Source organism: Anatilimnocola aggregata (genome assembly GCF_007747655.1).
GTDB classification, from domain to species: domain Bacteria; phylum Planctomycetota; class Planctomycetia; order Pirellulales; family Pirellulaceae; genus Anatilimnocola; species Anatilimnocola aggregata.
On record NZ_CP036274.1, the window covers coordinates 4,330,774 to 4,346,439 of the forward strand.

The 15,666-nt window shown below is 58.1% G+C and carries 10 protein-coding genes; 7 read left to right on the plus strand and 3 right to left on the minus strand.

Annotated features, from left to right (window positions below; genetic code table 11):
- Positions 1–97 precede the first annotated feature (97 nt).
- The 4 genes from ETAA8_RS16360 to ETAA8_RS16375 all read left to right on the plus strand — a co-directional run bounded on the left by ETAA8_RS16360 (position 98) and on the right by ETAA8_RS16375 (position 7,688).
- Positions 98–2,521: a DUF1549 domain-containing protein gene (locus ETAA8_RS16360; RefSeq protein ID WP_145090378.1), complete on the plus strand. Its 2,424-nt coding sequence runs from the start codon at positions 98–100 to the stop codon at positions 2,519–2,521.
- Between the two features lie 36 nt (positions 2,522–2,557).
- Positions 2,558–3,889 (plus strand): DUF1501 domain-containing protein, encoded by a 1,332-nt coding sequence (locus tag ETAA8_RS16365; protein ID WP_145090381.1) that lies wholly within the window; start codon positions 2,558–2,560, stop codon positions 3,887–3,889.
- Positions 3,890–3,978: 89 nt separating this feature from the next.
- Positions 3,979–6,183, plus strand: coding sequence for a PPC domain-containing protein (locus ETAA8_RS16370; protein WP_202921884.1), 2,205 nt, complete (start codon positions 3,979–3,981; stop codon positions 6,181–6,183).
- Positions 6,184–6,224: 41 nt separating this feature from the next.
- Entirely contained in the window at positions 6,225–7,688 is a 1,464-nt protein-coding gene (locus ETAA8_RS16375; RefSeq protein ID WP_202921885.1) for a DUF1501 domain-containing protein, read from the plus strand.
- Positions 7,689–7,719: 31 nt separating this feature from the next.
- On the opposite strand, the gene ETAA8_RS16380 is transcribed toward ETAA8_RS16375, so the two are convergent.
- Positions 7,720–8,352 (minus strand): hypothetical protein, encoded by a 633-nt coding sequence (locus ETAA8_RS16380; protein WP_202921886.1) that lies wholly within the window; start codon positions 8,350–8,352, stop codon positions 7,720–7,722.
- 255 nt (positions 8,353–8,607) lie between these two features.
- On the minus strand, positions 8,608–9,654 hold the full coding sequence (gene queA / locus ETAA8_RS16385; protein ID WP_145090387.1) for a tRNA preQ1(34) S-adenosylmethionine ribosyltransferase-isomerase QueA: 1,047 nt from the start codon (positions 9,652–9,654) through the stop codon (positions 8,608–8,610).
- 192 nt (positions 9,655–9,846) lie between these two features.
- Between queA and ETAA8_RS16390 the strand changes: the two genes are divergently transcribed.
- The 3 genes from ETAA8_RS16390 to ETAA8_RS16400 all read left to right on the plus strand — a co-directional run bounded on the left by ETAA8_RS16390 (position 9,847) and on the right by ETAA8_RS16400 (position 12,963).
- Positions 9,847–10,971: a glycosyltransferase gene (locus ETAA8_RS16390; RefSeq protein ID WP_145090390.1), complete on the plus strand. Its 1,125-nt coding sequence runs from the start codon at positions 9,847–9,849 to the stop codon at positions 10,969–10,971.
- Between the two features lie 593 nt (positions 10,972–11,564).
- Complete coding sequence (gene rsmH, locus ETAA8_RS16395) at positions 11,565–12,440, plus strand: 16S rRNA (cytosine(1402)-N(4))-methyltransferase RsmH (RefSeq protein ID WP_391484813.1); 876 nt, start codon at positions 11,565–11,567, stop codon at positions 12,438–12,440.
- A 4-nt stretch (positions 12,441–12,444) separates the two neighbouring features.
- The gene (locus ETAA8_RS16400) at positions 12,445–12,963 is read left to right on the plus strand and encodes a putative molybdenum carrier protein (RefSeq protein WP_238397783.1); all 519 of its coding nucleotides are present in this window, start codon (positions 12,445–12,447) and stop codon (positions 12,961–12,963) included.
- A gap of 9 nt (positions 12,964–12,972) precedes the next feature.
- Here ETAA8_RS16400 and ETAA8_RS16405 read toward each other — a convergent pair whose 3' ends face one another.
- Positions 12,973–15,057 (minus strand): SHD1 domain-containing protein, encoded by a 2,085-nt coding sequence (locus tag ETAA8_RS16405; protein WP_145090396.1) that lies wholly within the window; start codon positions 15,055–15,057, stop codon positions 12,973–12,975.
- Between the last annotated feature and the right edge of the window lie 609 nt (positions 15,058–15,666).

Genomic DNA, 15,666 nt, shown 5'->3' on the forward strand with positions numbered 1-15,666 from the left:
ATCAGCTTGTATCGAACTACGCATCCATGTAATCTGATGTGAACCTCACCACACTCCCTCCTGCCACCAACCACCCAGGTTGAGCGAAAGCCAGCTGATGGTTTGCTCTGTTTTCATCGCGCTGGTGCTGGCCTCCGCAGATCCTTCGGCCGCGGGCATCACTTCGCTAAGAATTGATCCACCGGCCCCCTTATTGCGCGGAGCCGACGCGAGCCAACAACTTCTGGTCACTGCGCTGCGCGACGGGGGCGAATTCGACACCACGGACGAAGCGAAATTTCAATCCTCGCAGCCCACCATTGCACTCGTTACTGCTGAAGGTGTCGTTCTGCCAGTCGCAACCGGGACCGCCAAGATCACTGCGGAATTCGGCGGACGAACATTTTCGGTTGACGTGAAGGTGGAGAATCCCACGCAGCTTCCATCCCTGCATTTTGGTCGGGATATCATTCCTGTGCTGACAAAAGCCGGCTGCAATTCGGGCGGCTGCCACGGCAAGCAAAGTGGCCAAAACGGTTTCAAACTGTCCGTGTTCGGGCACGACATCAAGGCCGACTATCATGCCCTCGTCAGTGAAGGTCGCGGGCGACGTCTCTCTCCTGCGGCGCCCCGCCAGTCGTTGTTATTGACCAAAGCGGTCAACCAGGTTCCGCATGGCGGCGGGCAGCGCTTGGACGTCGACTCGACGGAGTATCGTCGGCTCCTCCGCTGGGTAGACGCGGGAATGCCCCGCGGCGATGACGAGACGCCACACGTCGTCGCGATTGACGTGATACCCAAGCAGCCCGTCATGCAACCGCAATCGCGGCAACGGTTATTAGTCACGGCAAAGTACTCCGATGGCAGCTACCGTGACGTTACCAACGAAGCCGTTTACACCTCGAACGACGAAACTCGCGCAACCATTGATCCGGATGGGCGCATCGCGACGACGATGATGGCCGGTGATTCGGCAATTGTGGTTCGCTATCAGGAACTCATCGCTGCCAGTTTTGTCACGGTACCGTTAAATCGCGAACTTCTGGGAACCGCGCAGCTCGCGGGTTGGAATCGTGCTCACTTCATCGATCGTCTAGTGGCGGAAAAATGGGAGCGTCTGAAGCTGTCTCCTTCACCAGGGGCCGATGAGGCGACCTTTCATCGCCGCGTGTATCTCGATCTGATTGGCAAGCTGCCGACTCCGGTCGAAGTGACCACGTATTTGGCCGATCAAGCTGTCGACAAACGAGTTCAACTTGTCGATTCGCTCCTCGCCCGGCCAGAATATGCTGACTACTGGTCGCTCAAGTGGGCTGATCTGCTCCGCATCAATCGCGAAGACCTCGGTCCCAAGCCGGCCTATCGCTATCACCAGTGGCTCCGTCGCTCGCTCGAACGCAATCAGCCGTACGACGAGTTCCTGCGTGAGTTGATTACCGCCCAGGGCAATGGCGATACGAATGGCGCCGTGAATTTCTTTCGCGCATTCGATAAGCCGGACGATCTGTCGGTCGCTGTCAGCCAGGTCTTTCTCGGCGTGCGACTCGATTGTGCTAAGTGCCATCATCATCCGTATGAAAAATGGGGACAGGACGATTTCTACGGCCTGGCCGCTTTCTTCCCGCGCCTGCAGACAAAAAAGGGAACCGGAACCGACGTCAGCTTTTTCGTCGGCGACAAAGGAGATGTAAAACATCCGCAGACCAAAGAAGTCGTGAGTCCTCGCGTCTTGCTGGGCAAGCCACTGGAATCCGTTCCCGACACCGATCCTCGCGAGCATTTGGCTGCCTGGCTGGCCGCTCCCGATAATCCCTTCGTCGCGCGAGCGTTGGTGAATCGTGTGTGGGCACAGCTGATGGGGCGTGGCCTTGTTGAACCTGTCGACGACATGCGCGACACGAACCCGGCGACCAATGAGCCGCTCTTGGATGCTTTGGCTCGCGACTTTGTCGCCCAAGGTTTTGATCTCCGCCGCTTGATCCGCACGATAGCGACTTCGCAGGTCTACGGGCTCAGTTCGTTACCCAATGCCGACAACCTGCGCGATACGCAGAACTACTCGCGAGCCTACCGCAAACGGCTGAGTGCCGAAGTGCTGCTGGATGCCGTCTGCGATGTCACTGGCGAATCAGAATCGTTTGCTGGGATGCCCCCCGGAACGCGCGCCGTTCAATTGTGGGATCATCGACTTCCCTCCGCGTTTCTCGATACCTTCGGCCGGCCGCAGCGCAAGACCGTCTGTCAGTGCGAACGTCTGGCCGAAACAACCTTGGGCCAGGTCTTGCACCTGATGAACGCCCCTCCCGTCAACGACAAACTCAGTTCCCCTGTCGGTCGTGTCGCTCAGCTAGCCGCCAGCGAACGAGCGCCGGCGGAACTGATCGCCGAACTTTATTTGGCCGCCTTCGGCCGGCTACCGCGCGACGATGAAAAAACAAAAGCCCTCGCCGCATTTGCCCAGCCCGGAGCGACAAGGCGGAGTGCCGCTGAAGATATTCTCTGGGCTTTGCTGAATTCGTCTGAGTTTGTTCTGAATCACTGAACCCAATACTGCACGATTCCTTTACAAGGTAGTTCCATGACGAGCCGCTATTGCGACGGACACACGCGTCGGAACTTTCTGCAGGTCGGACTCTGCGGCCTGACGGGGCTTGGTCTGACTCCCTTGCTCCGCGCCACGGCAAGCGAAAGCAGTGCCAAGCCTGTTGCCGCCAAGGCCAAACGCTGCATCTTGATTTGGATGGACGGCGGACCAAGCCATCACGAATCGTTCGACTGCAAGCCCGACGCGCCCGTCGAAATCAGTGGGCCGTTCAGTCCCGTGGCGAGCAACGTCCCCGGCATTCAAGTTTGCGAACTGTTGCCCAAGGTATCGCAGGTGATGAACCTGGTCACGGTCATTCGCTCCGTCGCGCATCGCGATCCGGGGCATGGAGGCGGTAATCACTATCTGACTACCGGCCGCCCCACGCCCGTGCCCATCGGCTGCGGAGACTCGGCGAGCTTTCATCCCAGCCTTGGTTCGTTCATCGCCAAGGAGCGTGGTGCACCGCCGGGACTTCCCGCCTATGTGCAGTTTGCCTTGCCTGCGGCGCTACGTTCGGGCGGGCCGAACTTTCTCGGCAGCAAATACGCTCCGTTCCTGATTTCAAATAATCCGAACAATCCCGATTTCCAACTTCCCGATGTCACCTTGCCCCCCGGCATTGCCGAGGGGCGCGCTCAATCGCGGGTAGCGCTTCGCAAGTCCCTCGATAACCTGGAGCGAATCGGCGACGAAGCAGCAGCCGACCCGGCGCGGGCTCTCGATAGCTTTCACGAGCAAGCGCATCGACTGGTGACTTCGTCGCTGGCCAAGCAGGCCTTCGATATTAACGACGAACCGGAGAAGACTCGCGACGAGTACGGTCGCACGATGGTCGGTCAGCAGTGCTTGCTCGCCCGCCGTCTGGTTGAAGCGGGAGTGCCGTTCGTCACCGTGCAACACGCGGGCTGGGACCATCACACCAACATTTTCAAATACTTGAAAGATCGCTGGCTCCCCACGTTCGATGTCGCCTTCTCCGCCTTACTGCTCGATATGGAAGCGCGCGGACTACTGGAAGATACCCTCGTGTTGGCACTCGGTGAGTTTGGACGCACTCCCAAAATCAACAAGGACGCAGGGCGCGATCACTGGCCTGGCGCCATGTCGATTGTCGCTGCAGGCGCGGGTGTGCCGCGCGGTTTAGTGATCGGCGCGACCGACAAGCAGGGAGCGGCACCCAGCGAACGACCGCTGAAGGTCGAGGACTTCTTCTGTTCCATCTTTACCAAGCTGGGGATCAATCCGCACAAGGAGTTGTTGTCTCCCGAGGGGCGACCGATCGCCATCGTCAACGGCGGCAAACCGATCAGCGAGTTGTTTTAAGCGAATCCCTGGGAGTTGGTTCCTGTATGCTGAGCGATTGCACTCTCGTCCGCTGGTTTGTTGGTTGTTGCGCTGCGGCGCTAGTCGCAATGAGCGGTCCTTTTGCCAGCGCGCAATCGACTCCCAGAATTGAATTCCTCTTTCCGGCCGGAGCGCAGCGCGGGACCACTGTCGACGTGCATCTTGGCGGCGAGTTCATGCCACCTGGCTGTCGTTTGAGTATGGCCGGCGAAGGGATTGCTCTCGAGGCCGCCAGCGATCCCAATCGATACCGGTTCGCTGTCGCTGCCGATGCCAAAACTGGACCGCATGAAGCCCGGCTGTCGACAGTTCAAGGAGCTTCGTCCCCCTTTCCCTTTCTGGTCGGTGAGTTGCCCGAAGTCATCCATCGGGGCGAACAAAAGCCCTTGGAATTGAAGTTGCCGGTAACTGCCAACGGCCGACTGGACGCAGCTGGCGATATCGACGAGTACGGACTCACGCTCGCTGCAGGAACTCAAATTGTCTGCGCCGTAACGACCCGTGCCATTCGCTCGCCCGTCGATCCGATGCTGCGAGTGCTGGATGCCGCTGGCAAACCAGTGGCGAGCAGCTTTCCGCATCGTACGGCCGATGCACTATTGGTGTTTCGCGCACCGGCTGCCGGCCATTACACGCTTCAGATGTTTGATTTTCAGATGGCCGGCGGAGCTGACTTTATCTATCGCTTAACCGTGACCGATGGTCCATGGCTGGCTTACGCCTTTCCCGCGGGAGTATCGCGAGTAACGGAAACACCAGTCACTGTGTTCGGCTGGAATCTTCCTTCGCCGGGCGGAGAAAATCATGTGCTCAGCGTACCGCCGCAAAACGTGGAGCGCTTCGAACTGACGCTGCCCGGCTGCGTCAATCGCCTAAAACTCCCCGTCAGCGACAGTCCGAATCAAATCGAGACCGAACCCAACAATACGATCGAACAGGCGCCAACGTTGCCATTTCCTGCAACGTTGAACGGTCGTCTCGGCACGCCCGGCGATATCGACTTCGCTTCTTTCTCGGCCAAGAAGGGTGAGAAGATCGTGGTGGACGTTGACTCTGCGAACTTGCAGTTTGCGACGGACATTGTGCTGACTGTCCTTAGCGAAGCTGGCAAGTTGCTGATTGAAATTGACGATGCCAAGGGTTCGCGCGACCCGAGCTTATTATTTACCGCGCCAGCTGACGGTCGCTATTTCGTCTCGCTTCGCGATCGAAGTCGCGGCGGAAATGCAGAGTATATCTACCGCTTGCAGCTGACTTCGCAGCAGCCCGCCATGAGTGCCCGTGTCAACACGCCGTCACTGATGGTTCATAGTGGGCAGACTGCCAACGTCGCCGTCATCGTCGATCGAATCGATGGCCTGGCCGACGAGTTGGAAGTCACCGCCCTCGATCTGCCGGCGGGTGTTTCAGTGAAGCCGCAACCGGTGCCTGCCAAAACTCCTGCGACCGTTCAACTGCCGCTGACGATAGCCGAAACCACAGCGCCAGTTGGCGGACTCATCCGCATTGTCGTCCGCAGCACCAAGTCCGGCGAAGAGAAACAGAAAACGGCAATGATCGCCGAGGCTGCTACGGCTGGCTCCGGCAGTGAATCGCTGTGGCTGGCCATCAGTCCCGAGGTTCCGTTCACGCTCAAGACGACGACCACCATTCTCGATGCCCCTCGCACCGCCGCCTTTCCCTTTCCCGTCAGCGTAACTCGCAAAGAGGGCTTCACGGGACCAATTCAGCTGATTGGCGTCGAGCCCGATCGTCGTGGCACCTTGATTCCACTGACGGGTGAAATTCCGGCTGGCAGCGACAGCGGTTCGCTCCCCTTGGTGTTGCAGCACAAGGTGACGGAAGGCACGACTCACCGCAGCCGCGTAATGGGAGTTGCCGAAGTGCCGGGCAGTGATGGCAAGCTGTACGCCGTGTTTCATGTCGCTCCTGGCAGTATGTCCGTCGGCTGTCAACCCAGTTTGCTGACGATGACCGTTGCCCCGGGGATCGTCCAGCGCAGTCACGGAGAGACGCAGCGCCTGGAAGTGCAATTGATGCGGCGCACCACGATGCAGCCCATCACGCTGCGCCTGGCACTTCCCAAAGATGTTGTTGGCATCGAGTGCGAACCGGTTGAAGTCGCTGGCGATCAAAAAACTGCCCAGTTGGCACTGCGATTTCTTCCCTCTGCTGTCTTGCCGCCGCGAACAACAATTGAGATTCATGCTGAGTCTTCGCGCGATGGACTTCCAATTTACGCCACGACAAGTTTTCGTTTGGAATCGCAGTAAGGCAACTTTCACCGCGACGAAATTGAGCAAGGACCGCGAGTATGATGAATCGTTCCTGTATTCGCCAAGAGCATCGTGCCCATGCCTTCGACAACTATGCGGGGAATGTGGCCGAGGGGCTCACGTTGCGCAGTCGTCGCAACATGCTCAAAGCTGGCATGCTGGGCATGGCCGGTTTGCCACTCACGGAGTTGCTACGCGCCCGCACAGAAGCCGCCACAACTGGCCGCCCGATGAAATCGGCCAAGAGCTGCATTTTGCTTTGGATGACCGGTGGCCCGAGCCACATCGACACTTGGGACAGCAAACCCGATCGACCGGAGATCAACCGCGGACCGTTTGGCGTGACGCAAACCAAACTGCCGGGCGTGGTGATCTGCGAGCATTTGCCCAAGCAGGCTGCGATGCTCGACCGCTTCACGATCATCCGCTCGGTCGATGCCAAGCATAGCAATCACTCGCCCAACATCGTCTTTCAAACTGCCAACCTGCGCGCTGAGCCGCGCACCAATCCCGAGGCAGTGAAGTATCCCGCGTTGGCCTCGGTGATCGCCAAGCATCATGGCGCGAATCAGGCCGGTGTGCCTCCCTATGTCGCCTTCATGAAGTCGTCATCGCACCTGGCATTTTCGGGTTACCTGGGGAAGCAATTCGATCCCTTCATCGCCAACGATGCCTGCCTGCTACCCAAGTACGACCTTGTTGGCAACGACACTGGCGAACAAACAACCGGCAGCCTCTTTCAGCTACCCGACGGGCTTTCGATGGATCGGCTCCACGACCGTCGGCGACTGCTCACTGACTTCGATCGCCTGCGCAAAGGTCTCGATCAAAACGGTTCCATGGATGCGCTGTCGCATTATCAGCGACAGGCAGTCGAAATGCTCGTCGGTGGTCGGGCTCGGCAAGCCTTCGATTTGACGCGGGAAGACCAGGCCACTCGCGACCGCTACGGCAAACACTTGTGGTGCCAGCAGGCGCTCGTCGCGCGGCGACTCGTCGAGGCTGGCGTCGCCTTTGTGACACTCGATCTGAGCTATCACACGGCCAGCGGCACTTGGGATACCCACGGCGATAACATTCCGCCGTATGGTGGCATTAAGAAGGGGCTTGGACCATTGCTGCCCCTTTTCGATCACCTCCTCACAACCCTGGTGAGCGACCTCGAAGAGCGCGGCCTGCTCGACGACACTCTGGTGATTGCGATGGGGGAGTTTGGTCGATCGCCCACCATGGGAACCCAAGGAAGTACCGATGGCCGTAATCATTGGCCAGCCATCATGTCGATGTGCCTGGCCGGCGGTGGCTTGAAGCACGGGCAGGTGATTGGTGCCTCGGAGAGTGATGGGGGACAAATTCGCGAGCGCCCCGTGACGCCCGGCGATTTGGCTGCCACCTGGTTCAAATACTTCGACGTGCCAACCGGCGTGCAGTATCTCGACAACCAAGGCCGGCCGCGCAACGTGATCGATGGCGATGGCTCGCCCATCGCCGAATTGTTCTAAATTCGGCGATGCCTGGCTGCGTAATTGTCCACTACTTCACTTCGACCACGTCGACTTGAATGAACTGGCCATTGAACGGCTTGGGAGCGGGGGCCACATCGGGCACGACCAACTTCTTAAAGTTGGTAATCATCCGACCGTTCTGCCCATCGCCATGCAAGGTGATGGTTGCCCCGCCATCGATCTCGATGGTTTGGGTGTAGTCGATCGTGAAGATCTTGTGCCCGACTTTATCCTGGCGATTCAGGAAGTAGTGGCTCTCCGGCGAAGACACGCTGATTTGATAGATGTTGTAAGTGCCGTTGTTCTTCTCACCACCGATGTAGAAGTATTCGCCGACTTGCTTGCCGCCCTTGTACATCATTGGCTCGACCACGCCGCGGAATCGCAGCGTTACTTGATAGCGTTTTCCCTTCTCGCCGCCAAACTCCTTCTTTACCGTAAAGTTGTCCGTCGTCTTGGGATCGCCCGTGACCAGTCCGGATGGGCCGTCCGCACCTTCCTTCGGATTCTCGGGCATCGGATCTTTACAAGGGAATTCAAAGCGAAAACCATGAAGGGCGGCACCGGGCTTATCGCCTTCAGCGGCCTGGATCGACTGCAGACCAAGTTGGCTAACGATACCGACAACAGCCAGAGCAGTGACAGCAAAAAAACGTTTCATGAAAATCCTCGGAGTAGAGAGCGGTCGCGATAATCGCGCGGGAGGGATGCCAATGGAGTGAATCGTGTTAACGAAGTTTCCTACATGCGGTGGGAGCCGCAGATCAGAGCAACGATAACCTCTCCGGAGTTCACCTGGAAGCCGCAGACAGTATAAGCAGGTGAGACCATATTCCGTTCAACTTCCGTTGCAGCTGCCAAAAGCGATCCTCCGGCATCACGCGCGAGCTGGTGGCAAGTTGAGGTGGTTTGGAAGTCAGATGATCAGCATCGCGTCGCCATAGCTAAAGAAGCGATATTGCTGTTCGATCGCCCGCTGATATGCGCGGCGGATGAGTTGATCGCCGCCAAAGGTGCGGACAAGAACCAGCAACGTACTTTTCGGCAAATGAAAATTCGTCAGCAGGCCATCAATTGTCGAGATGTGATGCGGCGGCCGAATGAACAAGTCGGTCTGGCCCGTGAAGGGCTGCAGAACTCCGCCATTCACCGCCGATTCCAGCGTGCGGACCACGGTCGTTCCCACTGCGATCACGCGGCCGGCATTCGCCCGCGTCGAGACAATCTTCTGCAACGTCTCCTGCCCGAGTGAGGCCCATTCCTGATGCATCACATGATCTTCAAGTCGCTCGGCAGTTACCGGGCGAAAGGTTCCCACTCCCACATGCAAGGTGACCGCAGCGCGCGTGATGCCGGCCTTCTCAAGCTTCGATAAAAGTTCGGGCGTGAAGTGAAGTCCCGCGGTCGGCGCGGCGACGGCACCTGCGGTTTGGGCGAAGACTGTTTGATAGGCCTGCTCATCTTCGTCGGTCATTTCGCCATCGCGAATATACGGAGGCAGCGGCACGCGGCCGACCTGCTGCAATACCTCTAACGGATCGCCGAGAGGCTCGGGACGGACCACCCACACTCCACCTTCGAGTTTCGTCAGCAGTCGTAAGCGGGTGCTCTGCCGCAAATCCCAAGACAGCACCTGAATCGATTCTCCCGCTTCCAACTTGCCGCGGGTCTTGCTCAGAATCTGCCACGCACCGTGCTCATCCGCTTGCAAGAAAAGCCCGGTCCAACGAGCCCCGGTTCGTTCACGCCGGCCGACCAACCGGGCAGGAATGACGCGAGTGTCGTTCACCACCAGCAAGTCGCGCGGGCGCAACAGTTCCGGCAGGTCGCGAATGTAAGCGTGATCGATCATTTGCCGCGCCCGATCGACGATCATCAGGCGCGCATCGCTGCGCGTGGCGAGCGGATGCTGCGCGATCAGTTCGCGGGGCAGTTCATAGTCGTAGTCGGCAAGTTCCGTCATCGGTCGCGCTGATGTTGGTGCTGCAGGATGCAAGTTCGGTTACCCGGCGCATCGGCGCTGGAGACTTGCCATGAGACCTCGCTGAATCGGCCTTGTTCCGAACAGCCTCGCGAGCGAGTATAGGGGAATTGCGGCCCGCGTTATAGGCGGTCCCGTGCCCGCTCCTCCCCTTGATTTGCCTCTTGAGACCGCATGACGTCGCTTTCGCCGCGAGTAATCGTGCTGGTCATCACCGAACTGGACCCAGGCGGCGCCGAGCGAGCCTTCACGCACCTGGCCTTGCGTTTGGACAAGTCGCAGTGGCAACCAGTAGTGATTTCCCTGCGAGCGCGGCCCACGGCGGCCAATTCAATCCTGGTCGATCAGTTGGAAACGGCGGGAATTCAGGTTGAATTCCTGAATGCACGGCACAAGTGGCAATTTCCGTGGGCAATCTGGTGCTTGCGCCGCAGATTGCGCGAGCTGCGCCCCGCGATCGTGCAAAGCTTTCTGTTTCATGCGAATGTTGTATCGGCCCTGGCTGGACGCTTAGCCGGCACGAAAGTCGTGGCTGGCGTGCGCGTAGCCGACCCCAGCCGCAGCAGGCAGCGACTAGAACGCTGGCTATCGCCGCTCATCGCAAAATTTGTCTGCGTGAGCCAGAGCGTCGCAGATTTCTGCGAGCAAAGTGCGGGCATCGCGCGCGAGAAACTGCAAGTCATTCCTAACGGCGTTGATGTCGATCGGTTTGCGAACGCTACCTCCGCCGATCGAACCACGCTGGGTATGCCCGCAGATCGCAGGCTGATGATCGCCATCGGCCGACTCGAAAAGCAAAAAGGTCACGACTGGCTGCTACCAATTCTTGCCCGTGTATTTTCCGAGCTTCCGGCGCATGATTTACTACTCGTGGGCGATGGTACCGAGCGAACGCGACTGGAGCAGCAAGCGGTGCAGCTTGGAATTCGCCAGCGCGTTCACTTTCTCGGCCGGCGAACCGATGTTCCCGAGTTGCTTCGTGCAGCTGAGCTAATGGTCCTTTCGTCGCGCTGGGAAGGGATGCCGAACGTTCTACTTGAGGCGATGGCTGCAGGCCTTCCCGTAGTGACCACGCGTGTCGAAGGCGCGGATGAGATTCTCGGACCACTTGCGGCAAGACAGTGTGTCGCCAAGGGAGATTCACCTAGCTTCGAACGGGCTGTGCTAGCACTGGCTTGCGAGCCAGAACTGGCCGCCGCGTTAGGGAGGGCGAATCAATCCCGCGTGACAGCACGCTTTTCGCTAGCAGTCATGACGCAAGCTTATGAACAACTTTACATGCGGCTGACGAAGTCCTGAGAATTCTCGAAATTTCTCTTAGGGGCACTTTGGCGTCCCTTGCCGCGCAAAGACCGCGAATTGCTGCACGTTTGAGGCATTCCTGCTGCCGACAACTGCCGCTGCCCAACCAATCATTCAGTTGACGGACGCGAGGAGATTCGTATGTTGGGAACTTGTCCAATGACCCCAACAAACTGAGATACAAAATACAAGTTGTTGACCATGTTCAACTAAGTTGTATTGAATGTAGATTAGATAGTGTTCAGAATACGACAATGGTTTTGGTTGCAAATTGTCTTACGATCGTGTGCAGAGTTTGTCCGTGAGGTTGCGGCACTGGCGAGTGGAGTGTGGCGATCGGCCACCAGTCACACTTCATGCTGACGTTCCCGTAGTTCAGCTGCCGGTATTACGGAGGGCAAGATGTCCTCTGCCGCTGGGGTGAGTTGACCGAGCCTGATTGGCTCGGAAGGCTGACCAGCTTCGACCCATATGGGGGTGCACGGAAGCACTCCCGTGGTCGGGAAGCTGGTTCGACCGCGAGGTTGGCCAGGCACGTCAAGTGCCCCTGCCGGCGACCTGTCGCTGTGTTATCTTGCGGCATGGATTCCTTGCCCATTCACGTTGCCGTCTTGCCCGCCGAAATTGTGCAGTGGCTTAACCCGCAGCCCGGCCAGATTCTGGTCGATGGCACGCTGGGAGCCGGTGGTCACACGCGGCTATTGGCCGAGCGGTTGCAAGGCGCGGGCTATGTTCTGGCCGTTGATCGCGATCCAGCGGCCGTCGCAGCTGCCGAACAGAACCTGCGCGGTCTGAATGTGAAAGTGGCCGCGGCCAGCTATCTCGAGTTGTCCGAATTGCTGGCTGAACTCGACGTAAAGAGCGTGAATGGCATCGTGCTCGACTTGGGACTATCGAGCGATCAATTGGCCGATGAAAACCGCGGCTTCAGTTTTCATAGCACGGGACCACTCGACCTGCGCTTCAATCCCGAAGAGGGCGAACCCGCGTATCGCCTCCTGGCGAGGCTGCGCGAAAATGAACTGGCCGACATCATTTATCAATTCGGCGAAGAGCGTTTGAGTCGCCGCATCGCGCGGCAAATCGTCGCAGCTCGGTTGGAGCACCCGGTGCAGACGGCCGAACAACTGGCCACGCTTGTTCGCCGCTGTGTGCCGCGATCAAAGGATGGCATCGATCCCGCTACGCGGACGTTTCAGGCCTTGCGCATCGCGGTGAACGAAGAGTTGAAGGCGATTCAAATCGCCCTGCAAAAACTCCCGGCACTCCTGGCTCCTGGTGGCCGCCTGGCAGTGATCAGTTTTCATTCGCTCGAAGATCGGCTGGTGAAAGAAGCCTTTCGGAGCGATACGCGACTGAATGTACTCACCAAGAAGCCGCTCACCGCTTCGCCGGCAGAATTGGCTGCCAATCCCCGCAGCCGCAGTGCAAAGTTGCGGGTGGCCGAACGAATCGCCGCAAGTTAATGGCATGCTCATGTCTCTTCCTGCCAAACCCACTAGTACGATCAAATTACCTGCGATCAAGATCGTCAAGCGAATCGTCTCGGGTGGTCAAACGGGTGTCGATCGAACCGCACTCGAAGTGGCGATGGCCTTCCAGATCGAACATGGTGGCTGGTGTCCGCGCGGTCGCCTGGCTGAAGATGGCCCAATCCCCGCGCATTTTTTATTGCAAGAAACCGACAGCCCGCGCTATCACATCCGCACTGAATGGAACGTGCGCGATTCCGATGCCACGTTGATTCTGTTTCGCAATGCGATGAGTGGCGGAACGGACCTCACGCGTAAGTTCGCGGCCCAGCATCGCAAACAGCTCCTTTGCGTCGACCTCGCCCTGGGAGAACTCAGCGAGCAGGTGGTGACAATTCGCAGCTGGCTGCAACAGCACCAACCGGCTGTTTTAAATGTCGCTGGTCCGCGGGCCAGTTCAGCTCCCGGTATCTCTTTGCAATGCCGAGAGGTGCTCGCCAGTTTGTTCCGCAACTGATGCGCAGTCTTACTTCGGAATCAAGCCACGGTTCGTCACACTCGTAGTACCCATCCCTTTGCGCTTGGCCGGATCGAAGATACTGTCCGGAATATCAACCGTGGCAAAGAAGCCAGGGTTAGGTTTTTGCCAACGTTCCACTTCGCCTTGCAGGGTTTGCCCTTCGCGCAGTGAGACCATTCCGGGAGCACCGGTGCGAGTCCCCGACGACCAGGCTACCGTTTGATCGACGGTCAGGTTCAGGGACGAGATATAGGGAGTGATGGTAACTGACTCTTCGGAGACCGGCCTGCCGAACCCGCCCAGACGATAAGTGACCGTTTGCGATTCACCCTGCTTCATCGAAGCGGTCAGCACGGTGGTTGCATTGTCGTCACGAACCCAGCCATTCTTTTGAATTTCGGCTTCCAGTGCGGTTCGCACCTGAGCATCGTGTTCGCCACATTGCACGTCGAGTTTCACGGCGGTTCCTGGCTTCACGATCAATAGCGAGGCCGGATCGACGGCGTTGTCGGCTTCGTCGACCTTGGGACCAGGCAATTGCACAGCCCCCACTGCCAGGCCGTGATTCGCTCCTTGGCGAACCGAGGCGGCATAGACCAGGTGGCGATCGACAATTTCGTGCGTGCGCGTCGCCCCATGTTCAGGACGGGCATCCATATCCAGTTCGTAAGTCCACAGGGCCAGCCGACGTTTCAAGCTGAACAAGACCAATGACCCATGAAAATCGGAAGTCATCAGGCGGTCGGTGCCAACCCAGGTCATGGTAGTAGAAAACGGAGTGCCGATAGCTTCGGCGGCAATCCGTTCTTCCGCCGCGGCTGGATTGGTGACGTCCCAAATTCGCAGCGAATAGCGTTCGAGCGCAGCCAGTTTCGTGCCGTCTTCGCTGAGGGCAACGCTGGAAACGGATGCTGCTGCTGGTAGAGACGTGAGCGTTTGTCCGTTCGTCGTATCGATGATGCGCACGCGCTCGTCTTCGGGCAGCACGAGGTACTTGCGACCACCACTGATGATTGCGCTCGGAGCGAAGAACGATTCCTGCGAAACGCGATAGGCGATTTGCTTCCGTTCGGTATCCCAGGCGATGTATTTCTGCTTGTCTGCTCGCTGCAGAACCAGTTTCTCGTCGATGATGCGAGCCCAGGGTGTAGTGGCGCTGGGGCCTTTCTCTGCACGCCATTTGACGATTGGCTTTAGCTCTTTTTCGACAGGCGAAGCGCCCCATAAGGTGTAGGCTGTTTCCTCTCCCACGCCACCGCCACTTTGCGTCAGCAGTCGCTTCGCCTTGGGATGATAGTCGAGCACCACTTCACCGGGCGGGAGCATGTGCCGCTGCTGGACCTTCTGTTTGGCCAGCGAAACCCAGTACAGGCGGGTGCCAAACTCCTTCTCAAAACCATTGGTAACCACCCCCAAAATCCAACTATCTGTGCCGCCCAGGGGAATCACGGCGCTAATGCGATCGTGAAAATTGTCCAATGCCCAGGCAACGCCACCCTGTTTGATCTTTAGATAGGCGGGCAACGGATCGGGCGTGATGGCCGTTGTTTGTGCACCGAACGCGGGCGTAGAAGAGAACGCGTCTCCCGCAGCAAAGGTTTCGAGTGGAGGCGGTTCTACCCACTTCTTGCCGGAACTAATGTCGTCGGCAACTTTCTTTTGCAACGACTTCACAAACGACTGGTCGCTGGTACTCAAGTTGGCCACCTGAATCGTCAATTCCTTCATGTCGGGCTTACGAATGACGATCGCCTCGCCTTCGATCTTCAGTAGCGCCGCTTTGGTTTTGAAGGTGCCGCTGGGATCGGACCAGGTGCGAACGGGCGCGATTGCTCCCGACTCGCACTGGTAGCGCACCGCAGCATTCGCAAAAGCCTTGCGCTGGTTGCCGCCAGCGAATTCGTACTCGGCCATGACATCCCCGCGCGCGTTCGTAGCCACGACAGTCGCCGGCCACCACTTGCCGAGGAAGTTCACTTCGATCAAGTCGCCCTCTTTGTAAGTGTTGGCTCCACTCGCTTCGCGGGTTCCGGCAGCCAACAACCCAATCACCAAAGCACAAATGGGGAGTAATGAACGAACGGCGTTCATGGATGCTAGTTCCTGGGAAATCGGAAGAAGAAAAGTTTGGTGGGCATTTTAGGCACTCTGACCGAAGATCACAAACAATTCTCGTCGCCGAATTGGCACGGCAACTCTCGGCGAGATGTACTTGACAAGTAGTAAAGAGGTGTAAATAATTGAGGTGACCGTTTGGCAACTTGGTGGAAGGATCGTATCTGCTCGGCAGAAGCAGTTTGCGCGGCTGCGCGGAAATGTTTCTTGGCATCGCGAGTGAGGAGCAAGAAACGATCGTGGCGAGGTGCGCTGCAGAGTTTCAGCCACGGGGTTTATCAACAAACACGATGATTTCAGGTTTCGCAAGTTTGGCGCAATTCGTTGCAGCAGAACGGCTTGACAGTGCTGCACGCAAAAGGGGGGTGTTGATAAACCCTCGCGGTCCGGGGACGAAACCGGATACGGCGAATGCAACAACTGGAACCAGTAAACAAACCGATGGCACCTAGCGTGAGTGCAACGCAGCAGGCCACGACGGCGAATTTTGTAGCTCCACTGGAGAGTTCTGCTCTGAATCGCTTTGAATGCCGCAAAGGTGCTGGCAACTTGGTTTCGCAGCTAGGGCATGCTTCTTAAAATAGG

Excerpts from the sequence above, each read along its gene's own strand:
- ETAA8_RS16360 (WP_145090378.1), top strand. The coding sequence starts at position 98 with ATGGTTTGCTCTGTTTTCATCGCGCTGGTGCTGGCCTCCGCAGATCCT.
- ETAA8_RS16365 (WP_145090381.1), top strand. The coding sequence starts at position 2,558 with ATGACGAGCCGCTATTGCGACGGACACACGCGTCGGAACTTTCTGCAG.
- ETAA8_RS16370 (WP_202921884.1), top strand. The coding sequence starts at position 3,979 with ATGAGCGGTCCTTTTGCCAGCGCGCAATCGACTCCCAGAATTGAATTC.
- ETAA8_RS16375 (WP_202921885.1), top strand. The coding sequence starts at position 6,225 with ATGATGAATCGTTCCTGTATTCGCCAAGAGCATCGTGCCCATGCCTTC.
- ETAA8_RS16380 (WP_202921886.1), bottom strand. The coding sequence starts at position 8,352 with ATGAAACGTTTTTTTGCTGTCACTGCTCTGGCTGTTGTCGGTATCGTT.
- queA (WP_145090387.1), bottom strand. The coding sequence starts at position 9,654 with ATGACGGAACTTGCCGACTACGACTATGAACTGCCCCGCGAACTGATC.
- ETAA8_RS16390 (WP_145090390.1), top strand. The coding sequence starts at position 9,847 with ATGACGTCGCTTTCGCCGCGAGTAATCGTGCTGGTCATCACCGAACTG.
- ETAA8_RS16400 (WP_238397783.1), top strand. The coding sequence starts at position 12,445 with ATGCTCATGTCTCTTCCTGCCAAACCCACTAGTACGATCAAATTACCT.
- ETAA8_RS16405 (WP_145090396.1), bottom strand. The coding sequence starts at position 15,057 with ATGAACGCCGTTCGTTCATTACTCCCCATTTGTGCTTTGGTGATTGGG.